Here is a 24,063-nt window from a genome sequence, read left to right as displayed (position 1 = left end):
GAAGCCCGGCTCCGGTGAGGTACGAACCGGTGATGCCGCGAGGGACGAGCGGCGCGCTCTACCGCGGGTCGAGCGACTCCGGGGGGACGTGCCAGACCTGGGCGAGCCCGTCGAGCATGGCCTCCCAGACCGCCTCCTCGAGGTCGGCGCGCGTGGTGCAGCCGCGGCTCAGCGGGAGCCGGTACAGGACGAGCCGCGCGGGCGTCAGGTGCTGGGCGACGACGCTGCTCGGCACGCGCTCGTCCCACTCCGGCGGGAGGAGCGGTGCCTCCTCGACGACGACGTCGACGTCGTCGGTCTCGCGCTCGAAGTGGGGCTCGAGGGTGGCGAGGACCTCCGACACGATGCGGTCGAAGGCGTCGCGGGGGGAGCGGTGCAGGGGCACGCTGGCGGGCGACAGGGGTCCCGGCAGCGCGAGGGGTCCGCGCGGCCCACGTCCGCGACGGTCGCGGAGTCGCCCGGGACGGGGCCCGAGGACGACCGGCTCCAGCCCGGGGCCGACGAAGCGGCGCGTGTCGCGCGGAGGATGACCCACGGTGCGAGCCTAGCCAGACGCGACCGCTCCGCGAGGTACTCTCGGCGCGTGAGTGTCCGACGCTGTACCCGAGCCGCCTGCCCGAACGCGGCTGTCGCCACCCTCACGTACGTCTACGCCGACCAGACGGCGGTCATCGGACCGCTCGCCACGGCGGCCGAGCCGCACACGTACGACCTGTGTGTCGAGCACGCGCAGCGGCTCTCCGTGCCGCAGGGGTGGAACGTCATCCGACTGGCGATCGACACCGGCGCGAGCGAGCCGTCCCGCGACGACCTGCTGGCCCTGGCCGACGCGGTGCGCGAGGCGGGTCGACCGTCCCGGCGCGAGCCGGAGCCCCCGGGACCTCCCGGACTCCGCTCGGTCCCCCCACGCGACTGACCCCGGCCGGTCGAGGGCGCGTTGGGGGCGTGCGGATCCCGGGGCACCACTAGGCTCGTGCCACCCCGTCGGTCGACCGCAGGAGATCTCCACCCCATGCACCCCCGTTTCGCTGCCGTGACCAAGGCGTACGACGTCCGCGGCACGACCCCGGACCAGCTCGACGCCGAGCTCGCACTGGCCTTCGGCCGCGCCTACGCCGACGAGGTCGGCGTGAGCGAGGGTGGGGGCACAGTCGTCCTGGGGCACGACATGCGCGACTCGTCGCCCGACCTCGCGGCCGCGATGGCCGACGGCATCCGCGCCCAGGGTGGCGACGTCCTGCTGGTGGGCCTGGCGTCGACCGACCTGCTCTACGCGGCGTCCGGCCAGCTCGACCTGCCCGGCATCATGATCACGGCCAGCCACAACCCCGCCGGGTACAACGGCTTCAAGGTGTGCCGCGCCGGCGCCCGTCCGATCGGTCTCGACACCGGCCTGCGGACCATCGCTGAGGCGGCGGGCAACCTGCTCGACCAGCCGGTGGGCGCGCTGCGTGGCCAGCTCACCGAGCGCGACTTCCTCGAGGACTACGCCGAGCTGGTCGTGTCCCTGGCGCCGGTCTCGGGTCGCCGGTTGAAGGTCGTCGTGGACGCGGGCAACGGCATGGCGGGCCACACCGCGAGCGCCGTCCTGGACAAGATCGACGTCGAGGTCGTGCCGCTCTACTTCGAGCTCGACGGCACCTTCCCGAACCACGAGGCCAATCCGCTCGACGCCTCCACCCTCGTCGACCTCCAGGCCGCCGTCACCGAGCACGGAGCCGACCTGGGCCTGGCGTTCGACGGCGACGCCGACCGCTGCTTCGTGGTCGACGAGCGCGCCGAGCTCGTGGCGCCGTCGGCCATCACGGCGCTGATCGGCACCCGGTACCTCGCGCAGCAGCCCGGCGCCACGATCCTGCACAACGTCATCTGCTCGCGCGCGGTGCCCGAGATCATCACCGAGAACGGCGGCACCGCCGTCCGCACGCCCGTGGGCCACTCGTTGATCAAGGCCGAGATGGCGCGCACCGACGCGGTCTTCGGCGGCGAGCACTCGGGCCACTTCTACTTCCGCGACTTCTACCTCGCCGACTCCGGCATGCTGGCGGCGCTGCACGTCATGGGCGCGCTCGCCGAGTCGGACGGCACGGTCTCGCAGCTCATGGAGCAGTTCTCGCGCTACGCGGCGTCCGGCGAGATCAACAGCACCGTCACCGATGCGGACGAGGTCATCGCGCGCCTCGTCGACACGTACGCCGACCAGCAGCAGGACCGGCTCGACGGCCTGACCGTCACGGCCGACACGTGGTGGTTCAACGTCCGCGCCTCGAACACCGAGCCGCTGCTGCGCCTCAACGTCGAGGGCGACGACGAGGCCACCATGGCCACGGTGCGCGACCAGGTGCTCGCGCTCATCCGGGGGTAGGCGACGTGTCGGCACCCGGCCCCGAGATCTTCTTCGACGAGGCGGACGACGCGACCGAGCTCGTCAAGGCCCTGCAGTCGGAGGGCTACACCACCGACCTGCGTCGGGAGGCGTTCGCCGGCGACGACGACGCCGAGGACCAGGCCTGGGTCCTCACGGTGACCCCCTTCGACGACCGCGTCGTCGAGATGGTCGACGTGTACGGCGGCTGGATGCCCGGCGACGAACGGCTCCCGGACGGACCCGACACGGGGCCTCCCGCCGGGCCCGAGCTGCCCGACGCCCCGAAGCGGCTCAAGCGGGAATGAGGCGGGGGACTGGTCCCCATGCCAGGAGGCGGACGCGGCACTGCTGACATGGCCCGATCGGGCTAGGGTGCTGCTCATGACTTCGCAGCCCTATCCACCGCAGCAGCCGCAGCCGCAGTACCAGCAGGCTCCCGGCGCGCCGGCCCAGGTCTCCAACCCCTTCTCCGGACTCCCGCTCTCCGACGTCCTGCGCGACGTCGCCGCGCTGGTGCTCCTGGTGACGGCCCTGTTCTACGACTGGAACTTCGACGCCGGGATCAACAGCGGCGCCAACCTCTGGTTCGTCGACGTGTCGCTCGCCCTCGCCCTGATCTCGCTCGCGGCCACGTACCTGTGGAAGCTCGGCGTGTTCGGGCAGGCCTGGAACCCCCGCACCAACGGCTTGATCCGTCTCGGCGCCACCGTCCCGTACTTCATCAGCATCCTCGTCGTCGTGATCCTCGACCTCGCCGACGACCGGTTGGTCGGCGTCGGTGTCGCCGTCGGGCTGTTCGCCGCGATCCTTGTGGCCCAGCCGCGCAAGCACGAGCTGCCGCCTGCGTCGCTGGCTCCCAGCGACAAGATCTGGGTCTACGTCACGGGCGGCCTCGTCGCCCTGTCCGCGCTGCTCGCGCTGATCACGTCGCTGATCTTCATCGGTGACCTCAACGACTTCGGTGCCGAGGCGCCGGAGATCATCGTCTTCGTCATCGGGGCGATGGTCTACACCGCCCTGCTGGCCTACGGCGCGGTCCTGGCGCTGATGTCCAAGCCTGCGGGCATTGCGCTCATCGCCGGGCTCGGCCTGATCGTGCTCGTGCTCGGCATGCTGCACATCGACGGCGAGAACGCCTCGCAGCTCACGGGCTTCATCACGATCCTGGGCGGGTTCGAGAGCTTCCAGCTCCCGGGCTTCGGCGCCTTCCTGCTGGTCGGTGCAGCGGCCGCGGCGCTGTCGCCCGGCGCCTCGCGTGCCACCGGTGGTGCGTCGCACCCGATCTCGCTGGCCGGTGCGGCCAAGGCGGGCTTCCTGCTGCTCGCGCTCGCCTCGCTCCTCCACGTGCTGGGCGCGGTCTTCATCGGCATCGCCGGCGACGACTTCGGGGCGGCCGTCATCGTGTCGCTCATCATCTCGGTGCTGGCGGGAGGCGTCGCCGTGTTCGGCTTCGTCACGACGTCGTCGACGGGCGCCAAGACGCTGCCGCTCTTCGCGGTGGCCGTGTGGGCGGTCCTCGTCATCGTCGCGTCGATCATCATGGCCATCATCGACGAGGGCTCGCCCGGTTTCGTCGGCCTGAACGGTTCGCAGTCGCTGCCGGCCCACACCTGGCTCGGTGCGATCCTGGCGGCGCTTTTCATCGCCTTCGCGATCACGGGCACCAGCACGATCGGTGGCGGCGCCAAGAAGCTGTTCGCCAACGCACAGGCGGCGGGCCCCGCCGCCGGAGCCCCGCTCCCGGGTGCCCCGGCCCCGACGGCCCCGATCGTGAACGCGCCCGCCCCGGCACCGGCTGCGCCCGCCCCCGCCCCGGCTCCGGCTCCGGCTCCGTCGTTCGAGGCCCCGCAGGAGCCCACGCCGACGCAGCAGATCCCGGTGGGCGAGGCGCCGACCGAGCAGGTCGCGGTCGACCCGATCGTGCAGCGCGCGTCGGACCCGACGATCTCGCAGGCCGAGCTCGCCGACCTGGTGCAGAACCACCCGCAGGCGCGACCGGCCGCGGCCGGCAACCCGCAGGCCTACCCGGGCATGCTCGAGTGGCTCGGCCAGCTCGGTGACCCGGAGGTCGACGCAGCGCTGGCCCAGCGCCAGGGCTGACCCACCGCCTGACGCAGCGGACCCCCGCACCGACTCGGTGCGGGGGTCCGCTGCGTCTCCCGCCCGGGCGGGTCAGGCCAGGTGCTCGCGCAGGAACTGGACCTGGAGCAGCTTGAGGTTCTCGGCCACGGTCTCCTGTGGGGTCATGTGGGTCACGCCCGACAGCGGCAGCACGGTGTGCGGGCGGCCGGCAGCCAGCAGCGCCGACGACAGCTGGAGCGTGTGGGCCGCGACGACGTTGTCGTCGGAGAGGCCGTGGATCAGCATCAGCGGGCGCTCGAGTCCGGCGGCCAGCGGCAGCAGCGAGTTCCGGTCGTACACGTCCGGGACCTCGCCGGGGTGGCCGAGGTACCGCTCGGTGTAGCAGGTGTCGTAGAGGCGCCACTCGGTCACGGGGGCGCCGGCGACCGCGGCGTGGAACACGTCCGGGCGCTTCAGCACGGCGAGCGCCGCGAGGTACCCCCCGTACGACCAGCCCGTGATGCCGACCCGTCCGGTGTCGACGTCGTGGGGGAAGGCCGCCGCGACGGCGGTGAGGGCCTCGACCTGGTCGTCGAGCGTGACGCCGGCGAAGTCGTGGTGGATCGCCCGGTCCCAGGCGCTGCCGCGACCCGGCGTCCCCCGGCCGTCGGCCACGACGACGACGAAGCCCTGGTCGGCGAGCCACTGCGCCTCGGCGAAGGCCCGGGCCGACGCCCACACGCGCTGCGCACCGGGGCCGCCGTACGGGTCGAGCAGCACCGGCAGCCGGGTGCCCGGCTCGTGCCCGGTGGGGAAGACCACGGCGGTGCGGAGCTCGTGGGGACCGGCGCTGAGCAGGTGGACCGACGGGGTGACGGGGAGGGGGACCGAGACGTTCGTCAGGGTGCTGGGCGTGGCGGACTCCGCGCCGAGGTCGTGGTGGACCGTGTGGTGCACCAGCGTGTCCGCGAGGCTCGTACGGGTGATGACGGTCGTGGCGCCGCCGACGACCGCGCCGTGCACGCCGCGTCCCTGCGTGACCTGCTCGAGCGAGCCGTCGGTGCCGACCCGCACGACCTGGACCTCGGTGGGCTCGTGGGAGGCCGTCACGACGACCGCGTCGGCGAACGTCGCCACGACGCCCCGCACCTGCCAGCCGTCGGGCGTCACCGGCTCCCCGTCGATGACGACGCGACGCCAGCCAGCGACGTCCTCGATCGTGACGAGGGCGCCGGCGGGCGACCACCGGGGCCCGGGGCCGAGCTCGACCCAGGCGGCGTCCGTGAGCGTGCGGAGCACCTCCGTCGCGCCGGTGGCGGGATCGACCCGGAGCACCTGCGAGGTCTTCTGGTCGCGCGACAGGACCTGCAGCAGCGGCGGACCCTCCGACGTCCACGTGACCCGGCCGAGGTACTCGAACGCGTCGCGGTCCCACGGGACCTCCGTGCGCTCGCCGTCGAGCGTCACGTGCCAGAGCGAGACGTCGGCGTTGGTGGTGCCGGCGGCCGGGTAGCGGTGGGCGGTCGCGGGACGTTCGGGGTGCTCCGGGGAGGCGACGTGCCAGATCGCGACCGCGGCCTCGTCGTAGCGCTCGACGAGCAAGGACTGCCCGTCCGGCGCCCACCAGAACCCCCGCATGCGCTCCATCTCCTCGGCGGCGATGAACTCCGCCTGGCCCCACACCTCGGTGGGGCCGGCGGGCGAGGCGACCGTCGTGTGGCTCGCGTCCGCGAGCTCGACGACGTGCAGGGCACCGCCGGCGGCGTAGGCCACGCGGCGGCCGGTGGGATCGAGGCGCGGATCGATCACGGCCCCCTGGGACGGGAGCTCGTGGGTGGCCTTCGTGCCGAGGTCGGTGGCCCACAGGCGGCCCGACAGCGCGAATGCGGCCCATCGCCCGGTCTCGTCGACGTCGTACCCGACGATGCCGGCACCACCTTCACGGCTGCGCTCGCGGCGCGACCGCTCCTCGGCCGACAGCTCCTCGTCGCCGGCGCCGAGCAGCACGGCGGGATCGACGAGCAGGGACTCGACGCCGGACTCGACGTCGTGCTCCCAGAGCTGGCCCGTGCGGGTCACGCCGTCGGGGGTACGGATGAAGCGCACCGTGGACCCGTCGGGCGACACCGTGACGGCGCGGGGCACCCCGAGCGTGAAGCGCAGGGTGCGAGCGGCGAGGCGCGGGTAGGACGGGCTGTCGTCGGTCATGTCGCCATTCGATCATGGGGCCCCTCTAATCTGGCTCCATGACCCTCCCCGACCGCCGCCTGCTGCTCGTCCACGCCCATCCCGACGACGAGTCGATCGGCAACGGCGTCACGATGGCGCGCTACGTCGCGGAGGGGGCGCACGTCACGCTCGTGACCTGCACGCTCGGCGACCTCGGGGAGATTCTCGTGCCCGAGCTCGAGCACCTCGCCGCCGACCGCGACGACGCCCTGGGTGAGCACCGCGCCGGCGAGCTGGCCGCCGCCATGGGCGAGCTCGGCGTCACCGACCACCGCGTGCTCGGCGGGGCGGGGCACTTCCGCGACTCGGGCATGAAGTGGGACGAGAACGGCCACGCCACCGCCGCCGACGAGGTCGACCCCCGGTCGTTCTGGAACGCCGACCTGCTCGAGGCCTCCGACCTGCTGGTCGAGATCCTCCGGGAGGTCCGCCCCCAGGTCGTCGTCACGTACGACACGTTCGGCGGCTACGGACACCCCGACCACGTCCAGGCCCACCGGGTGGCGCACTACGCGGTCGACCTCGCCGCGGCGCGCAGCCACCGCCCCGACCTGGGGGAGGCCTGGGACGTCGCCAAGCTGTACTGGGGTGCGATGTCGGCGAACCGCATGCGTGAGGGGATCCGCCTGATGCGGGAGTCCGGGGCCGAGGGCTTCGAGGGCTTCGACCCCGACAACCTCCCGCCGTTCATGGTCGAGGACGACCAGCTCGACGCCGTGATCGAGTCGCCCGAGCACACCGACGCCAAGCTCGCCGCGATGCGGGCCCACGCCTCGCAGATCACGCCCGACGGCATGTTCTTCGCGATGGGTGTCGACCTCGCGAAGCTCGCCTGGGGCACCGAGCACTACCGGCTCGTCCGCGGCACACGCGGCCCCGTCGGGGAGTCGGGCCTCGAGGAGGACCTGTTCGCCGGGCTCTGACCCGAGGGGTCTGGATCCTCGCGGGTCTCTACGCCGGGGTGCTCGGTGCCGTCGTGCACCGGCACGACGCCGACCTCCTCGGCCTGGACGTGCCGTGGGGACTGCTCCTCGCGGTGGCTCCGCTCGTGCCCCTCGGGCTCGTCGCCGATCGCACGGTCTCGCTCGGCAGCGCCTCCCTCATGATCGGGTGGGGGCTCGTGCTGGCGTTGCAGGGATCGACCTCGCGCGGTCAGTACCTGATTGCCGACGACTCGGTGGGGTGGACCTATACCCTGCTCGGACTGGCCCTGCTCGTGGCGGTCGTGCTCCGGAACTCTAGGCTGAAGCGGTGAACACCCTCTCCGTGTTGTGGTCCCGGGCCGACTCGGGCACCATCGCGGGGTCACGGAAGTTCGAGTCGAGTCATCGTCAGGGAGAGTCATGAGCAGCGACGAGCGCGCGGGAGATCCGCCGCAGTCCTCCACCGAGAGTGGTGCGGGCGCGCCGCCGCCGGCCGACGACGTCCCTGAGGTGCCGCGCGACGAGGAGGGGGCGCCCGAGCCGGAGTACGTCGACCCCGACGCCACCGTCCGGGCCGCCGTCGTGGCCGACGGGGGACCCGTGCTGACACCGATCGACGAGCCTCCGGCCGATCCGCCGATCGACGAGGCGCCCACCGACGGCGAGGAGCCCCGTCGCCGTCGACGCTGGCCGTGGTTCGTCGCGGCGGCCGTCCTCCTGCTGGGCGGGGTCTACGTCGGTGCGTACTACCTGATCGGTGACCGACTGGGCGCCGACACCACGATCGCCGGCGTCGACGTCGGGGGCCAGAGCCCGGCGAAGGCCGAGTCGACGCTCACCGAGGAGCTGGCTCCTCGCGAGAACCAGAACCTGGTGTTCGCGCTCGAGGACCAGCAGTTCACGGTCGCCGCCGCCGACATGGGCCTGGCCCTGGACGCCGCCGCCTCCGTCGAGGCCGCGGGCGGCAAGCGCAGCTGGAACCCGGTCGCCATGGTCACCACCCTCTTCGGTGGCACGGACCACGACGCGGAGCTCACGGTCGACCAGGAGCTCTTCGACGCCGCCCGGGCCGGTTTCGGCGAGGCCGTCGACATCCCGGTGACCGAAGCCCTCATCACGTTCCCCGAGGCGCAACCCGTCGCGGTGCAGCCCGCCGACGGCCGCCAGGTCACCTCCGACGGCCTGCTCGAGGCCGTGCGCGAGGTCTATCTCCTCAGCGACGACACGATCGAGATCCCGACGGAGGTCGTCGAGCCCGGGGTCGATGCCGCCGGGCTCGAGAAGGCCGTGCAGGAGATCGCGGTCCCCGCGGTCAGCGCCCCGGTGATCCTCGACGTGGGTGGCACCCAGGTCGAGCTGCCGGTCACCGCCTACGCCCCAGCGCTGCAGATCCGCACCGAGGGCGACGAGATGGTGCCCTTCATCGACCCCGCGGCCCTGGCGGGCCCCCTGACCGACTCCACCACGGGCATCGGTGAGAAGGCCGTCGACGCGACGATCGACATCGTGGGGGGCGCGCCGGTGATCACACCGGGCACGCCGGGCATCGGGCTCCAGCCCGACGTGCTCGCGGTCGACCTCCTGCCGGTCCTGACCGCCGCCGGGCCCGAGCGTGTCCTGCCGGTCGAGGCCCAGCCGGTCGAGCCCGAGTTCACGACCGCCGACGCCGAGGACCTGCAGATCGTCGAGAAGGTCAGCGAGTTCGAGACGAACTACCCGAACACGCAGTACCGCAACATCAACCAGGGCCGTGCCGCGGACCTGATCGACGGCACGATCCTCGAACCGGGGGAGCAGTTCAGCTTCGACAAGGTCGTCGGCAAGCGCACGGCCGCCAACGGATTCGTCCAGGGTGGCGTGATCGAGGGTGGCCGCTTCGTGGAGTCCTTCGGCGGCGGCGTGTCGCAGGTGGCCACCACGACGTACAACGCGGCATTCTTCGCGGGCCTCGACGACGACGAGCACCGGCCGCACTCCCTGTACCTGAGCCGCTACCCGCTCGGTCGCGAGGCCACGGTCAACTGGGGCACGATCGACCTCAGGTTCACGAACTCGACCCCCTACGGGATCCTCATCAAGGCGTGGGTCGTGCCGAGCAACTCCAGCCGCCAGGGCACGATGCACGTCGAGATGTGGAGCACGAAGTACTGGGACATCGAGGCCGACGTCTCGGCCAAGCGCAACTTCCGCTCCGGCTCGACGATCTACGACGCCTCGCCGGAATGCACGCCGCAGTCGGCGATCCAAGGATTCGATGTCGACGTGACCCGGACGTTCAAGCAGAACGGCCAGGTCGTCAAGACCGAGACCGACACCGCCGTCTACCGGGCCGGTGACGCCGTGGTCTGCGGGCCGCCGCCGGCCTGACCACGTCAGGGTGTCGGTGGGGGCGCGCTACGGAGCGTCAGGTAGCGGTACTCGTGGTGGTCGACGAAGCCGAACGCGCGGTACAGCCGCTCGGCGGGCTCGTTGCCGGTGACGACCTGCAGGTACGCCTTGTCGGCGCCCTGCTCCACGGCCCATCCCAGCGAGGTGGTGACGAGCCGGCGCGCCAGACCACGGTGACGATGCTCCTCGGGCACCCACAGGGCGCTCAGCCCCGCCCACTCGCCGGTCACGACGACCTGCGCGATCGCCGCGTTGAGGCTCACGTACGCCGCGGTGGGAGTGCCGGACATGACCTGCCGCGCCAGGTCGACCGGCTCACCGGGGGAGACGTACGCGGCGAGCCAGGCAGCGTCGGGCTCGGTCGCGACGTCGGCCTCGGCATCGAGCGGCCACCGGCGGTCGAGCTGGGCGACGAGCACCGTCGTGTCACCGCCGTCGACCGGCGTCCAGCCGCGCTCGACGAGCGGACCTTCCCACGGGCCGCCGGCCTCGAGGTTGACGAGGGGGCGCAGCCCGCGGTCGGCGTAGAACGACCGGACCCGCTCGAGGGCCGCATCGACGCCGAGACCCGGGTCGCCGAAGGCGGACGCTGAGTTCGCCCGCTTGGTGAAGCCGCTCGAGGCGCGCAGCTGCCACTCGCCGAGCGGCTCCGTCTCGATCGCGGGCCAGCCCCGCGCCGTGATGCGCGTGAGCTGGTCCACCGGGGTCGCGGTGGCGCGACGGGCGCGAACGGGACGGTCGGGGACGAGGCGCCAGATGATCACGGCGGCCGCCTCGACCGTGGTCACGGAGCCGTCGCGGCGCTCGAGCCGCAGCGAGCTGCCGGCGTCCAGGAGACGACCGACGACGTCGCTGGCGGCGCCGTCGGGGGTCCGGTGGCGCACGCTGACGCGTCGGCCGACGACGTCCTTCCCGGGGGGTCGGACGGGGCTGGTGTCCATCAGGCGAACCTAACGTGTGGGGAGTACCCGCGAGCCGCGATACTGGTGGGCGGACCGTCGACAAGGAGTCAGAGCAGTGACGTATGTGATCGCCCAGCCGTGCGTGGACGTGAAGGATCGCGCGTGCGTCGACGAGTGTCCGGTCGACTGCATCTACGAGGGCAAGCGCATGCTCTACATCCACCCCGACGAGTGCGTCGACTGCGGGGCGTGTGAGCCGGTGTGCCCGCCGGAGGCGATCTTCTACGAGGACGACACCCCGGAGGAGTGGGCGTCGTACTACGACGCCAACGTGCACTTCTTCGACGAGCTCGGCTCACCCGGCGGTGCAGCGAAGCTCGGGGTGATCGACCTCGACCACCCGATCATCGCCGAGCTCCCGCCCCAGAATCAGGGCTGACCCCCGTGGCCCGCGTCTCGGCGCGATTCCCCGACTTCCCCTGGGACACGCTCACGGCGGCGAAGGCCCGCGCCGCGGCGCACCCTGACGGCATCGTCGACCTGTCGATCGGCACGCCGGTCGACCCGGTGCCGCAGGTGGCCCGGGAGGCCTTGACGGCCGCCGTCGACGCCCATGGCTACCCGACCGTGGCGGGTCCTGACGAGGTCCGCGACGTCGTGGCGGCGTGGGTCGCGCGAGCCACCGGTGCGGCGTCGATCTCGCGCGACCAGGTGCTCATGACGATCGGCTCGAAGGAGCTCATCGCGAACCTGCCGAACCAGCTCGGCCTCGGCGCCGGCGACCTCGTGGTGTTCCCCGAGCTCGCGTACCCGACCTACGAGGTGGGTGCGCGCTACGCCGGCTGCGACGTCCTGGCCGCCGACTCGACCCTGGCGATCGGCCCGCGCAACCCGAAGCTGGTCTACCTGAACTCGCCGGCCAACCCGAGCGGCCGGATCCTCGGCGTCGACCACCTGCGCAAGGTCGTCGACTGGGCGCGCGAGCGTGGCGTGCTCGTCGTCTCCGACGAGTGCTACCTGGACTTCGCGTGGGACGCCCCCGCCGTGTCGGTGCTGCACCCCGACGTCAGTGGCGGTGACCTGACGGGCCTCGTCGCGCTGCACTCGAGCTCCAAGCGCTCCAACCTGGCGGGCTACCGCGCGGCGTTCCTGTCCGGCGACGCCGACGTCGTGGGCGAGCTGCTCGCGGTGCGCAAGCACCTGGGCTTCATGGTGCCCACGCCCGTCCAGCGGGCGCTGGCGGCCACGCTGGGCGACGACGCGCACGTCGCGGAGCAGCGGGAGCGCTACGCCCGCCGGCGCCTGCAGCTGCGCGCTGCGCTCGAGGGAGCCGGATTCACGATCGACCACTCCGAGGGTGCGCTGTACCTCTGGGCCACCCGTGGCGAGGCGTGCCGCGCCACGATTGACTGGCTCGCCGAGCGCGGCATCCTGGCCGCACCGGGGGAGTTCTACGGTCCGGCCGGCGCCCAGCATGTGCGTGTCGCCTTCACCGCGACCGACGAGCGCATCGCCGCCGCGGCGCAGCGCCTCAGCGCCTGACCCACCCCGGGAGGGTCAGCGGCCCTGGAGGGCCTCGGCGAAGGCGAGGATGCGCTTCGCGTCGCGGATGTGCAGCTCCTCGATCATCTTGTTCTTGTACGTGGCCACGCCCTTCTTCTCCTGCGCGGCCTCCTCGAACGCCGCGATCATGCCCTCGGCGCGCTCGACGTCGGCCTCCGACGGGCTGAAGGCGACGTTGGCGGGCTCGACCTGCGACGGGTGGATCAGCGTCTTGCCGTCGAAGCCCATCTCGCGCCCCTGGCGGGCCTCGGCCTCGAAGCCCTCGGGGTCCTTCACGTCGTTGTAGACGCCGTCGATGATGACCTTGCCGGCCGCGCGCACCGCGAGGAGCGTCCAGGCGAGCGAGGTGAGCACGACGGCGTTGCGACCCGGCACGTGCAGGCCGTAGGTCTCGTTGACGACGTCGTTGGTGCCCATCACGATGACGGTCAGCCGTTCGTGGGCCGCCGCGATCTCCTCGGCATGCAGGAGCGCGCGGGGTGTCTCGATCATGGCCCACAGCTGGGTGTGCTCCGGGGCGCCGGCGGCCTCCATCGCGGCCACGAGGCCCTGGACCTGCTCGGCCGACTCGACCTTGGGCACGAGGATCGCGTCGGGACCGGCCTCGGAGGCGGCCGTGACGTCGTCGTCGTGCCACTGCGTGCCGATCGAGTTGACGCGGATCGCGAGCTCGCGGTGGCCGTACTCGCCGGAACGCACGGCGGCGACCACGTTGGCGCGGCCCTCCTCCTTGGCGTCGGGCGACACGGAGTCCTCGAGGTCGAGGATCAGCGCGTCGGCGTCGATCGTCTTGGCCTTCTCGAGCGCGCGCTCGTTGGCGCCGGGCATGTAGAGGACGGAGCGGCGGGGACGCAGCTCCACGGAATCGGTGCTCACAGGTCGTACAGCTCCTTCAGCTCGGGGTCGCGCTCGGCCAGCTCGCGGGCCAGGTCGAGCATCACGAGGCACTGCTTGCAGGACGCGTCGTCCTCCATCTTGCCGTTGATCATGACGGCGCCGGAGCCGTCGCCCATCGCCTCGACGACGGTCTTGGCGTGCTCGACGTCCTCCTTCGAGGGCGAGAACACCTTCTTGGCGATGTCGATCTGCACGGGGTGCAGGCTCCAGGCGCCGACGCAGCCCAGCAGGAACGCGTTGCGGAACTGGTCCTCGCACGCCACGACGTCCTTGATGTCACCGAAGGGTCCGTAGAACGGGAGGATGTCGTTCGCGGCGCAGGCGTCGACCATGCGGGCGATCGTGTAGTGCCAGAGGTCCTGCTGGTAGGTCGTGCGGCCCTCGTTCAGGTCCTCGCCGGTGGGGTCCTGGCGCACGAGGTAGCCGGGATGGCCGCCACCGACGCGCGTGGTCTTCATGCGGCGCGAGGCGGCCAGATCGGCCGGGCCGAGGCTGACGCCCTGCATGCGCGGGCTGGCCGCGGCGATCTCCTCGACGTTCGTGACGCCGAGCGCGGTCTCGAGGATCGCGTGGATCAGCAGTGGCTTCTGGACGTTGCCCTTGGCCTCGAGCTGCGCCAGCAGGCGGTCGACGTAGTGGATGTCCTGGGCGCCCTCGACCTTCGGCACCATGATGACGTCGAGCTTGTCGCCGATCTCGGTCACGAGCGTCGTGAGGTCGTCGAGCACCCACGGCGAGTCGAGGCTGTTGACGCGCACCCACAGCTGCGTGTCACCGAAGTCGTTGTTCTTCGCGATCTCGACGAGACCGAGGCGCGCGGCCTCCTTGTTCTCGGTCTTGATGGCGTCCTCGAGGTTGCCGAGGATGATGTCGACCTTGGCCGCGATGGACGGCGCCTTCTCGGCCATCTTCGGGTTGCTCGGGTCGAAGAAGTGGATCATCCGGCTCGGCCGGAACGGCACCTCCGACATGGGCGCGGGAGCGCCGACGGCGAGGGGGCGGAGGAAGGCACGGGGATTGCGCACGGGGTCCCTTTCGGAGGCGTCACGTCGAGGGTCAGTATGCCGATCCCGGCCGCGTCGCGCCGCGTCGGGGCGGCGTCACGAGCGGCGAGCACTTGCATCATGCAAGTGATCGTCGTACGGTGCTCGCATGCTCGGCAGCCGGTACGACGACGAGGTCTGCTCGATCGCGAGGACCCTCGAGGTCGTCGGCGAACGCTGGAGCCTGTTGATCCTGCGCAACGCGGTGTTCGCGGGGACCACCCGATTCGGTGACTTCCAGCGGTCGCTCGGCATCGCCTCGAACGTGCTCGCCGCGCGCCTGGAGGCGTTCGTCAGCGCTGAGGTGATGGAGCGCGTCCCCTCGGACCTCCGTCCCGCATCACGCGAGTACCGCTTGACGGCCAAGGGGCGTGCACTCACGCCGGTGCTGGTCGCCCTCACCGACTGGGGCGATGCCTGGGCTGCGCCGCACGGGCCGCCCATCGTCTACCGGCACGCCCGTTGTGGTGGCGTCGTGACGGGCGCAACGGTCTGCGCGGGCTGCGGCCAGGTGCACGACTCGTCGTCGGTCGTGGCCACGCCCGGGCCCGCCATGTCACCCGAACGGGCCGAACGCGTGGCGGCGCGCGCGGCCGCACGACTCCCGGTCCCGGAACCGGGTCCCGCTTCCACCGATCGATCCACCCGAGGAGATCCATCATGACGAGCATCAGCCAGATCACCACCGGAGTCCGTCAGGTCGCCGCGCTTCTGCAGGTCGCGGAGGGGCATCGCGATGCCGCCACGCCCTGCGACGAATGGACCGTCGCCGACCTGAGCAACCACATCGTGCACACCGGGGGCCAGTTCCTCACCATGGCACGGGCCGGCGAGGTCGACTGGACGGCCTCGCCGGACCAGCTGGACGACCCGGTGCCGGTGTGGGACGAGCGCTCACACGACCTGCTGACGGTGATCGAGGCCGGCGCCACGTTCCCGCTCGGGATGGTGGCCGCTGAGCTGTCAGTGCACACCTGGGACCTCGCGGCGGCCCTCGGCCGCAGCACCGACGACCTCGAGCAGTCCTTGGCGGAGGAGGGCTTCGCCTTCATGTCGGCCAACCTGACCGAGGAGCAGCGGGTCGGCGCGTTCGACCCGGAGACCCCGGCACCCGAGGGCGCCAACGCGTACGAGCGCCTGGCGGCATTCGCCGGTCGCACCGTCACGCGCCCTTGACCTGGCGCCCTTCCGGGGCGTCAAGATCGCGTCAAGACGGGTCAAGGCTCCGTCAGCGCGAGCTGATCCGCACCGTCGCGGGTGTGCGATGAGCGCATGGAACTCTCCTCCGCGCTCTGGCTGGTGCTCGCCGGCGCCCTGATCGTGTACCTGCTCGTCGCGCTGGTCCTGGCGGACCGGTTCTGAGGCGACGATGAACGACACCACCTCCGGCCTGCTGACGATCGCGGCGCTCGTCGTCGTCCTGGCCCTCGCCTGGAAGCCGTTCGGCGACCACATGGCGCGCGTCGTGACCGGCACGCGCCACGCGCGGCCCGAGCGGGCCCTGTACCGGCTGGTCGGGGTCGATCCGCAGGCCCAGCAGAGCGCCCGGTCCTACGCCACGAGCGTGCTGGCCTTCTCCGGGGTGAGCATCCTCGTGCTCGTCGCGATCCTGATGGGCCAGCAGCACCTGCCGTTCTCGCGCGACCTGCCCGGCATGCCGTGGGACATGGCCGCCAACACCGCCGTCTCGTTCGTGACCAACACGAACTGGCAGTCCTACGCAGGGGAGTCCACGTTGGGCTTCACCGCGCAGATGGCCGGGCTCGCGGTGCAGAACTTCCTCTCGGCGGCCGTCGGCATCTGCGTCGCGGTCGCCCTCGTGCGGGGCTTCCTCGCCTCCCGGTCCGGCACGATCGGCAACTTCTGGGTCGATCTCGTGCGTGTGACCGGCCGGATCCTGCTGCCGGTGGCGGTCGTCGGTGCCGTCGTCCTCCTCACGCAGGGGGTGGTCCAGAGCTTCGCGGACCAGACGATCACGACCGTCACCGGCGGCAGCCAGGTCGTGCCCGGCGGCCCGGTCGCGAGCCAGGAGGCGATCAAGCAGCTCGGCACGAACGGCGGTGGCTTCTTCAACGCGAACTCGGCGCACCCGTTCGAGAACCCGACGCCGTTCTCCAACCTCGTGCAGATCGCGTTGCTGCTGCTGATCCCGGTGTGCCTGACGCGCACGTTCGGCACGATGATCGGCTCGCGCCGGCAGGGTCTGACGATCCTCGGGGCGATGGCGACGTTGTTCACGGCCTCCCTGGCCGTGGCCGCGTGGGCCGAGACCACCGGGCAGGGCGCCGCCGCGCGTGCCGCCGGCGCCGCGATGGAGGGCAAGGAGACCCAGTTCGGCACCTGGGGCTCGATCCTGTTCTCCACCGCGACGACCAGCACGTCGACCGGAGCCGTCAACGCCTCGCACGACTCGCTCACCCCCGCAGGCGGCGGCGCTGCGCTCGTCAACATGATGGTCGGCGAGGTCTCGCCCGGCGGCGTGGGATCGGGCCTCTACGGGATGCTCGTGATGGCGATCGTGACGGTCTTCGTCGCCGGGCTCATGGTCGGGCGCACCCCCGAGCTCCTCGGCAAGAAGATCGGCCGGCCCGAGATCACCCGGGTCGCCCTCTACACGTTGAGCGTGCCGGCGATCGTCCTGGTCGGCGTCGGGGTGGCGATCGCCCTGCCCTCCACGAACGAGGCCCTCGGCAACGGCGGCGTCCACGGCTTCAGCGAGGTCGTCTACGCCTTCACGTCCGCAGCCAACAACAACGGCAGTGCGTTCGGCGGCATCACGGTGACCTCGACCTTCTTCCAGGTCGCGCTCGCGACGGCGATGCTGCTCGGCCGGTTCGTCACGATCGCGCTCGTCCTGGCCCTGGCCGGGTCGCTGGCCCGCCAACGTCCCGTCCCCACCACCGCGGGCACGCTCCCGACCCACACCGTGCTGTTCGGCTCGCTCCTGGTCGGGGTCGTGCTGCTCGTGACGGGCCTGACCTACCTGCCGTCCCTCGCCCTCGGCCCCGTCGCCGAAGCCCTCACCACCGGAGCCATGTCGTGAGCATCTCGTCGCTGCTGTCCACGCTGGTCGCCCAGCTGCCGCAGGCCCTGCGCAAGCTGGATCCCCGCCACCTGTGGCGCAGCCCCGTGATGTTCGTGGTGTGGACCGGGTCGGTGGCCACGACGGTCGTGGCCCTCACGGATCCGTCGACGTTCGCCTGGTTCATCACCATCTGGCTGTGGCTCACGGTCGTGTTCGGCAACCTGGCCGAGGCCGTGGCCGAGGGCCGGGGCAAGGCGCAGGCCGACTCGTTGCGGGCGGCCCGCAGCGACGTCACGGCTCGCCGCCTGAGGGCCGACGGCACGGAGGTCGTCGTGCCGGGCACGGAGCTCGCGGTCGGCGACCGCGTGGTGGTGGAGGCCGGCGAGGTCGTCCCGGGCGACGGCGACGTCGTCGAGGGCGTCGCCTCGGTGGACGAGTCGGCCATCACCGGCGAGTCCGCCCCCGTGATCCGCGAGGCCGGTGGCGACCGGTCGGCGGTCACGGGCGGCACGCGGGTCCTGTCGGACCGGGTCGTCGTGCGCATCACGGCGGCGTCGGGCGAGACCTTCATCGACCGGATGATCGCCCTGGTCGAGGGGGCCGAGCGGCGGCGGACGCCGAACGAGGTGGCCCTGTCGATCCTGCTCACGAGCCTGACGATCGTGTTCCTCGTCGCGGTCGTGACGCTCGCGCCGATGGCGGACTTCGCCGGGGCCTCGCAGGAACCGCTCGTGCTGGTGGCGTTGCTCGTGTGCCTGATCCCCACCACGATCGGTGCCCTGCTGTCGGCGATCGGCATCGCCGGCATGGACCGGCTCGTGCGGGTCAACGTGCTGGCGATGTCGGGCCGGGCGGTCGAGGCGGCGGGCGACGTCAGCACGCTGCTGCTCGACAAGACCGGCACCATCACGTACGGCAACCGGAGGGCCTCGGCCTTCCTGACCGCGCCGGGTGTCACGGCCGACGAGCTGCGCGACGTCGCCCGGTTCACGAGCCTCGCCGACCAGACCCCCGAGGGCCGCTCGATCGTCGACCTGGCCCTCGAGCGGGGCGCCGACGACACGGACCTGCCGGACGGCGCGGTCTTCGTGGAGTTCACCGCCCAGACGCGGATGTCCGGGATCGACCTCGCGGACGGTCGGGCGCTCCGCAAGGGAGCCGGCACGGCGGTGGAGACGTGGATCGGCTCGCCCCTGCCGGCCGCGGTGCAGACGCAGGTCGACGAGGTCAGCGAGGCCGGCGGCACACCGCTGGTCGTGGCCGAGTCGGGCCCCGGCGGCGCCCGCGCGCTGGGGGTGGTGCACCTCAAGGACGTCGTGAAGGACGGCATGGTGGAGCGCTTCGCCCAGCTGCGCGCGATGGGCATCCGCACCGTCATGGTGACGGGCGACAACCCGCGCACGGCGGCGGCGATCGGACGCGAGGCGGGGGTCGACGAGGTCCTGGCGGAGGCGACTCCGGAGGACAAGCTCGCGCTGATCCGCAAGGAGCAGGAGGGCGGACGCCTCGTCGCGATGACGGGTGACGGCACGAACGACGCTCCCGCGCTCGCCGCGGCCGACGTCGGCGTCGCGATGAACAGCGGCACGTCGGCGGCGAAGGAGGCCGGCAACATGGTCGACCTCGACTCCGACCCGACCAAGCTCATCGACGTCGTCGCGATCGGCAAGCAGCTGCTCATCACACGCGGGGCCCTGACGACGTTCTCGATCGCGAACGACGTCGCCAAGTACTTCGCGATCCTGCCGGCGATGTTCCTGGCCGCCTACCCGGCGCTCGACACGCTCAACGTCATGCGGTTGTCGACGCCGCAGTCGGCGATCGCGTCCGCCGTGGTGTTCAACGCGCTCGTGATCGTGGCACTGATCCCGATCGCGCTGCGCGGCGTGAAGTACCGGCCGCTGTCGGCCGAGGCGCTCCTGCGCCGCAACGTCCTCGTCTACGGACTCGGGGGCCTCGTGGTCCCGTTCGTGGGCATCAAGCTCATCGACGTCGTCGTGTCGACGATTCCGGGAATCGGGTGAACCAGATGACGAACCTCACGCACACGCTCACGTCGACGGGCCGGCAGGCCTGGGTGGGGCTGCGGCTCCTGCTCGTGGCCACGCTCCTGCTCGGCGTGGCCTATCCCGCCGCCGTCTGGGCGGTTGGTCGCGTGGTGCCCGGTGACGACGCGACGATCGGGCAGAACTTCCCGGTCGCCGACGACGGCTGGTTCCACGGGCGGCCGTCGGCGAACGACTACGACGGGCTCGCGTCGGCGCCGTCGAACCTCGGCCCGTCGAGCCCCGACCTGCTCGCCCTGATCGACGAGCGGCGGGCGACCGTCGCGGAGGTCGAGGGCGTCGAACCGGCCGCGGTGCCGCCCGACGCGCTCACGGCGTCCGCCTCCGGCCTCGACCGGTTCATCTCGCCCGAGTACGCCGCACTGCAGGTCGAGCGGGTCGCCGAGGAGCGAGGCCTGCCGGTCGCGGAGGTCGAGCGGCTGGTCGACGACCACACCTCGGGCCGGCAGCTCGGGTTCCTCGGGCAGCCGCGGGTCGACGTCCTGGCGCTCAACCGCGTGCTCGAGGGAGCAGACTGATCCCGTGAGCGATCTCCAGGAGCCGGGACGGGGCGCCCTGCGGGTGTACCTCGGCGCGGCGCCCGGCGTCGGCAAGACGTACCGCATGCTCGACGAGGCGTGCCGCCGGTCCGCCCGTGGCACCGACGTCGTGGTCGGTGTCGTGGAGACGCACGGACGGACGCACACGGCCGAGCGCATCGGTGGGCTCGAGGTCCTGCCGCGCCGGACCGTCCCGTACCGCGACACGGAGCAGACCGAGCTCGACCTGCCGGCGCTGCTCGCGCGGCGTCCCGACGTCGCGGTCGTCGACGAGCTCGCGCACACCAACGTGCCGGGCCTGGAGCACGCGAAGCGGTGGCAGGACGTCGAGGCGCTCCTCGCGGCCGGGATCGACGTCATCACGACCGTCAACGTGCAGCACCTGGAGTCGCTCAACGACGTCGTCGAGGCCATCACGGGAGTGCAGCAGCGCGAGACCGTGCCGGACCGGTTCGTCCGGGCGGCCGACGCGATCGAGCTCGTCGACATGAGCCCGCAGGCGCTGCGCCGGCGCATGGCGCACGGCAACGTGTACGCCGCCGACCGGGTCGACGCGGCGTTGTCGCAGTACTTCCGCGAGGGGAACCTCACGGCGCTGCGGGAGGTCGCGCTGCTCTGGCTGGCCGACCGGGTGGAGGAGGGGCTCGAGCGGTACCGGTCGCAGCACGAGATCGACGCGACGTGGGCGGCCCGGGAGCGGCTCGTCGTGGCGGTGACCGGCGGTCCGGAGTCCGAGGCGCTCATGCGGCGCGCCGAACGGATCTCGTCGCGCACCGGCGGTGGGCGCTGGATGGCCCTCTACGTCGCCCGTGGGGACGGCCTCGTGCACCACCCGCCGGCCCGGCTGGAGGAGATGCGGGTCATGGCCGCCGACCTGGGCGGGTCCTTCCACAGCGTGGTCGGTGGCGTCGACGGCGGGGACGCGGCCAGCGCGATCCTCACGTTCGCGCGCGCCGAGAACGCGACGCAGGTCGTGATCGGGGCGAGTCGTCGAGGCCGTCTCTCGACCCTGGTGCGGCCCGGCATCGGCGAGGTCGTCATCGCGGAGTCCGGCGACATCGACGTGCACATCGTGACGCACGACCAGGCCCGCAGGCGGCGGGGTGACGTCCGGGCGAGGCCGGCGCTGGCGGCACGGCGTCGCGTCCTCGGCTTCGCGCTCGCGGTGCTCGGTCCGCTGCTGCTGTCGGGCCTGCTGCTCGTGACGCCCGACCTGCACTCGCTGCCGAGCGAGTCGATGCTCTTCATGGTCGTCGTCGTGGCCACCGCACTCGTGGGTGGTCTGGCGCCCGCCGTGCTCGCGGCGCTCCTGAGCGGCTTCGCCCTGAACTACTTCTTCACCCCACCCCTTCGCACGCTCCTCATCGCGAGCAGCGAGAACGCCTACGCGGTGGCGCTGTTCGTCGTGGTGGCCGTGGCGGTCTCCTCGGTCGTCGACCTGGCGGCTCGCCGTACGGCGCAGGCCCTGCGGGCCACCGCCGAGGCCGACGCCCTGTCGGCGTTGGCGCACGGGCTGCTGCACGCCGGACTCGACGTCCGCGACGTCGTGACCCGGGCGCGCGAGGTCTTCGGGATGCGCCGCGTGGCCGTGGTGGATGCCGACGGTGTCGTCCTGGTCGCGTCCGACGACGGACCCGCCGGGACGGGTGACGACAGCACCACGATCGAGGTCGACGACGGGACCTCGCTGGTGTTCACGGGCCACGCTCCGTCTCCCGACCAGCTCCGGCTCATGACGGCCTACGCGGCGCACGTGCGCGTGCTGGGGGAGCGCCGCGCGGCGGCGCGGGAGAGCGCCGAGCGTGAGGCGCTCGCCGAGGCCGACCGCGCGCGGGCGGCGCTGCTCGCAGCGGTCTCGCACGACCTGCGCACGCCGCTCGCGTCGGTCAAGGCCGCCGCGTCGAGCCTGCGCAACGACGCGATCGCCTGGAGCCCGGAGGACACCGAGGCGCTGCTCGCCACGGTCGAGGAGGGCGCCGACCGCCTGGACGCGCTGGTCGCGAACCTGCTCGACATGAGCCGGCTCGAGGCCGGGGCCGTGAGCAGCAGGAGCGGTCCGGTCGAGCTCGACACCCTGGTGCGGGTGGTGGTGGGAGTGCTCGAGCCCGACGACGCGAAGCGGGTCGAGCTCGACCTCGACCCGGCGCTGACCGCCTGGGCCGACGGGGGCCTGCTCGAGCGGGTCGTCGACAACCTCGTGACCAACGCGGTGCGTCACGCCCCGGCGCCCGCGGGCGTGCGGGTCGACGCCTCGGCGGTCGGAGGCCGGGTCCTGCTGCGGGTCTCGGACACGGGCCCGGGCATCGCCCCGGCCGACCGCGACCGGGTCTTCGCCCCGTTCCAGCGTCTCGGGGACGTGCCGGGCGGCTCCGGGGTGGGCCTGGGCCTGGCCGTCGCGCGCGGACTCACGGAGGCCATGGGCGGTACCGTCACGGTCGACGACACGCCCGGCGGGGGCACGACCTTCGTCGTCGACCTGCCGGCGCGGTCCGAGGGGGGAGGGCTCCGATGACGTTCGTGCTGGTGGTCGACGACGACCCGGCGATCGTGCGCACGCTCGGCATCAACCTCCGGGCCCGGGGGTACGACGTCGAGACCGCGGGCGACGGCCGTTCCGCGCTGCAGGTCGTGGACGAGCGCCTGCCGGACGCCGTGATCCTGGACCTGGGCCTGCCGGACCTCGACGGGCTGTCGGTCCTGCAGCGGCTGCGCGAGCAGCACTCCGTGCCCGTCGTGATCCTCTCGGCGCGGCACGAGACCGATGACAAGGTCGAGGCGCTCGACTCCGGGGCCGACGACTTCGTGACCAAGCCCTTCGAGATGGAGGAGCTCATGGCTCGCGTGCGCGCCGCGGTGCGACGCACCGCCTCGGGGGAACCGCCGCTCGTGGTCACGGGCGCCGGAGTACGGCTCGACGTCACCGAGCGGCGCGCCGAGGTCGGGGGCGAGGTGGTCCGACTGACGCCCACCGAGTGGCACCTCGTGGAGGTGCTGGCCCGTCGGGCCGGCCACCTCGTGTCGCAGCGGGAGCTGCTCCACGAGGTGTGGGGTCCCGGGTACGGGCGCGAGTCGCACTACCTGCGCGTCTACCTCGCGCAGCTGCGGCGCAAGCTCGAGCCCGACCCGGCCAACCCCGTGCTGTTCCTGACCGACCCGGGCCAGGGATACCGGCTCGTGGCTCAGCGGTCGGCGGGATAACCCTCGCGCAGCAGCTCGACGAGCGTCGGACGGCTCGGCGACCAGCCGAGGTCGGCTCGGGCCTTGGCGCCGGACGCCTGCTGGTCGAGCAGCAGCGCCTCACCGAACGGGCCGAGCGCGTCGAGCGTGGCCTCGTCGCCCTGGGCCGTGACGTCGGCGCCGATCGCGTCGCCGAGCTCGCGGACGGTGGGGTTGTCGCCGCTGGCCGCGAGGTAGGCCTGCCCGCCGGGGGCCTCGAGCGCCGCGAGGTACAGGTCGGCGAGGTCGTCGACGTGGACCGTGGTCCAGTGCTGGTCGCCCGTGCCGGGCAACGACTTCTGACCGACGAGCATCGCGGGGATGCCGGCCCCGTGGCCGTACACGACGGCCGGCTGCACCACGGTGGCGCGCAGGCCGGAGTCGAGCAGCTGGTGCTCGAGCGGCACCCGCCACGCGGTGAGCGGCACCGGGTTCGGCTCGCGGTCCTCGGCGAGGTCGGCGCCCGAGCCGTACGTCCAGACGCCACCGGTCAGGACGAACGGGTTGGTCGTGCCGCCGAACGCCGCGATCGCGGCCTCGACGACCGAGGTGTTGAGCGCCTGGTCGTCGGCGTCGCTTCCGGCCGCGGTGTGGATGGCGGCGTCGTGCGTCGTCAGCTGCTCGCGCAACCAGGCCGAGTCGAACAGGTCGCCGACGAGGCCCGTCGCGCCGGTCGGCTCGACCTTCGCGCGGGAGTCGTCGCTGCGCACGACGGCCGTGACCTCGTGGCCAGCAGCGGTGAGGCGGTCGAGGACCGCTGATCCGATGTACCCGGTTCCCCCGGTGAGCAAGATCTTCATACCGGCGTCAACCGGTTGCCGGCCGAGACTGTTCCCGCTGCTG

The 24,063-nt window shown here is 72.4% G+C and carries 22 protein-coding genes; 16 read left to right on the top strand and 6 right to left on the bottom strand.

Features of this window, described 5'->3' with window-relative positions; all coding sequences use genetic code 11:
* Positions 1–58 precede the first annotated feature (58 nt).
* Positions 59–535 (bottom strand): metallopeptidase family protein, encoded by a 477-nt coding sequence (locus tag V6S66_RS11465; RefSeq protein ID WP_334206871.1) that lies wholly within the window; start codon positions 533–535, stop codon positions 59–61.
* 48 nt (positions 536–583) lie between these two features.
* Here V6S66_RS11465 and V6S66_RS11460 point away from each other — a divergent pair, with 48 nt between their 5' ends.
* From V6S66_RS11460 to V6S66_RS11445, 4 genes are all read left to right on the top strand, one after another.
* Positions 584–916: a DUF3499 domain-containing protein gene (locus V6S66_RS11460; RefSeq protein ID WP_334206870.1), complete on the top strand. Its 333-nt coding sequence runs from the start codon at positions 584–586 to the stop codon at positions 914–916.
* 96 nt (positions 917–1,012) lie between these two features.
* Positions 1,013–2,365: a phosphomannomutase/phosphoglucomutase gene (locus tag V6S66_RS11455; RefSeq protein ID WP_334206869.1), complete on the top strand. Its 1,353-nt coding sequence runs from the start codon at positions 1,013–1,015 to the stop codon at positions 2,363–2,365.
* 5 nt (positions 2,366–2,370) lie between these two features.
* A complete protein-coding gene (locus V6S66_RS11450; protein WP_334206868.1) occupies positions 2,371–2,673 on the top strand; it encodes a hypothetical protein in 303 nt (100 codons plus the stop codon).
* A 76-nt stretch (positions 2,674–2,749) separates the two neighbouring features.
* Complete coding sequence (locus tag V6S66_RS11445) at positions 2,750–4,468, top strand: DUF7937 domain-containing protein (RefSeq protein ID WP_334206867.1); 1,719 nt, start codon at positions 2,750–2,752, stop codon at positions 4,466–4,468.
* A gap of 72 nt (positions 4,469–4,540) precedes the next feature.
* Here V6S66_RS11445 and V6S66_RS11440 read toward each other — a convergent pair whose 3' ends face one another.
* The gene (locus tag V6S66_RS11440) at positions 4,541–6,637 is read right to left on the bottom strand and encodes a S9 family peptidase (protein WP_334206866.1); all 2,097 of its coding nucleotides are present in this window, start codon (positions 6,635–6,637) and stop codon (positions 4,541–4,543) included.
* A 38-nt stretch (positions 6,638–6,675) separates the two neighbouring features.
* Between V6S66_RS11440 and mshB the strand changes: the two genes are divergently transcribed.
* From mshB to V6S66_RS11425, 3 genes are all read left to right on the top strand, one after another.
* Positions 6,676–7,581 (top strand): N-acetyl-1-D-myo-inositol-2-amino-2-deoxy-alpha-D-glucopyranoside deacetylase, encoded by a 906-nt coding sequence (gene mshB, locus V6S66_RS11435; RefSeq protein WP_334206865.1) that lies wholly within the window; start codon positions 6,676–6,678, stop codon positions 7,579–7,581.
* A gap of 53 nt (positions 7,582–7,634) precedes the next feature.
* Positions 7,635–7,913: a hypothetical protein gene (locus V6S66_RS11430; protein WP_334206864.1), complete on the top strand. Its 279-nt coding sequence runs from the start codon at positions 7,635–7,637 to the stop codon at positions 7,911–7,913.
* Positions 7,914–8,001: 88 nt separating this feature from the next.
* Positions 8,002–9,948, top strand: coding sequence for a VanW family protein (locus tag V6S66_RS11425; protein ID WP_334206863.1), 1,947 nt, complete (start codon positions 8,002–8,004; stop codon positions 9,946–9,948).
* A 5-nt stretch (positions 9,949–9,953) separates the two neighbouring features.
* On the opposite strand, the gene V6S66_RS11420 is transcribed toward V6S66_RS11425, so the two are convergent.
* Positions 9,954–10,910: a GNAT family N-acetyltransferase gene (locus V6S66_RS11420; RefSeq protein ID WP_334206862.1), complete on the bottom strand. Its 957-nt coding sequence runs from the start codon at positions 10,908–10,910 to the stop codon at positions 9,954–9,956.
* 76 nt (positions 10,911–10,986) lie between these two features.
* Between V6S66_RS11420 and fdxA the strand changes: the two genes are divergently transcribed.
* Positions 10,987–11,310 carry a ferredoxin gene (fdxA, locus tag V6S66_RS11415; RefSeq protein ID WP_334206861.1) on the top strand — a complete coding sequence of 108 codons (324 nt, stop codon included), beginning with the start codon at positions 10,987–10,989 and terminating at the stop codon, positions 11,308–11,310.
* Between the two features lie 5 nt (positions 11,311–11,315).
* Positions 11,316–12,413, top strand: coding sequence for a succinyldiaminopimelate transaminase (dapC, locus tag V6S66_RS11410; RefSeq protein WP_334206860.1), 1,098 nt, complete (start codon positions 11,316–11,318; stop codon positions 12,411–12,413).
* Between the two features lie 15 nt (positions 12,414–12,428).
* On the opposite strand, the gene V6S66_RS11405 is transcribed toward dapC, so the two are convergent.
* Together V6S66_RS11405 and V6S66_RS11400 are read right to left on the bottom strand one after the other, a co-directional pair.
* Positions 12,429–13,310, bottom strand: a complete 882-nt coding sequence (locus tag V6S66_RS11405; RefSeq protein WP_334206859.1) for an HpcH/HpaI aldolase/citrate lyase family protein — start codon at positions 13,308–13,310, stop codon at positions 12,429–12,431.
* Complete coding sequence (locus V6S66_RS11400) at positions 13,307–14,356, bottom strand: HpcH/HpaI aldolase/citrate lyase family protein (protein WP_334206858.1); 1,050 nt, start codon at positions 14,354–14,356, stop codon at positions 13,307–13,309. Before V6S66_RS11400 ends, V6S66_RS11405 begins: the two co-directional genes overlap by 4 nt.
* Positions 14,357–14,483: 127 nt before the next feature.
* Here V6S66_RS11400 and V6S66_RS11395 point away from each other — a divergent pair, with 127 nt between their 5' ends.
* From V6S66_RS11395 to V6S66_RS11365, 7 genes are all read left to right on the top strand, one after another.
* The gene (locus V6S66_RS11395; RefSeq protein ID WP_334206857.1) at positions 14,484–15,038 is read left to right on the top strand and encodes a winged helix-turn-helix transcriptional regulator; all 555 of its coding nucleotides are present in this window, start codon (positions 14,484–14,486) and stop codon (positions 15,036–15,038) included.
* Positions 15,035–15,550 carry a TIGR03086 family protein gene (locus V6S66_RS11390; RefSeq protein WP_334206856.1) on the top strand — a complete coding sequence of 172 codons (516 nt, stop codon included), beginning with the start codon at positions 15,035–15,037 and terminating at the stop codon, positions 15,548–15,550. Before V6S66_RS11395 ends, V6S66_RS11390 begins: the two co-directional genes overlap by 4 nt.
* 193 nt (positions 15,551–15,743) lie before the next feature.
* A complete protein-coding gene (gene kdpA / locus V6S66_RS11385; RefSeq protein WP_334206855.1) occupies positions 15,744–17,417 on the top strand; it encodes a potassium-transporting ATPase subunit KdpA in 1,674 nt (557 codons plus the stop codon).
* A 35-nt stretch (positions 17,418–17,452) separates the two neighbouring features.
* Entirely contained in the window at positions 17,453–19,423 is a 1,971-nt protein-coding gene (gene kdpB / locus V6S66_RS11380) for a potassium-transporting ATPase subunit KdpB (RefSeq protein WP_442885923.1), read from the top strand.
* A gap of 5 nt (positions 19,424–19,428) precedes the next feature.
* Positions 19,429–19,983 carry a potassium-transporting ATPase subunit C gene (locus V6S66_RS11375; protein WP_334206853.1) on the top strand — a complete coding sequence of 185 codons (555 nt, stop codon included), beginning with the start codon at positions 19,429–19,431 and terminating at the stop codon, positions 19,981–19,983.
* A gap of 4 nt (positions 19,984–19,987) precedes the next feature.
* Complete coding sequence (locus V6S66_RS11370; RefSeq protein ID WP_334206852.1) at positions 19,988–22,516, top strand: sensor histidine kinase; 2,529 nt, start codon at positions 19,988–19,990, stop codon at positions 22,514–22,516.
* On the top strand, positions 22,513–23,202 hold the full coding sequence (locus V6S66_RS11365; RefSeq protein WP_334206851.1) for a response regulator transcription factor: 690 nt from the start codon (positions 22,513–22,515) through the stop codon (positions 23,200–23,202). Before V6S66_RS11370 ends, V6S66_RS11365 begins: the two co-directional genes overlap by 4 nt.
* Here the strand turns inward: V6S66_RS11365 and V6S66_RS11360 are convergent.
* On the bottom strand, positions 23,184–24,020 hold the full coding sequence (locus V6S66_RS11360; protein WP_334206850.1) for an NAD-dependent epimerase/dehydratase family protein: 837 nt from the start codon (positions 24,018–24,020) through the stop codon (positions 23,184–23,186). The genes V6S66_RS11365 and V6S66_RS11360 overlap by 19 nt on opposite strands.
* Positions 24,021–24,063 lie beyond the last annotated feature (43 nt).

Source organism: Aeromicrobium sp. Sec7.5, assembly GCF_036867135.1.
In the GTDB taxonomy this organism is placed as follows: domain Bacteria; phylum Actinomycetota; class Actinomycetes; order Propionibacteriales; family Nocardioidaceae; genus Aeromicrobium.
Note: the sequence above shows the minus strand (reverse complement) of the source record. Positions and strands in the feature narration are given on the sequence as shown.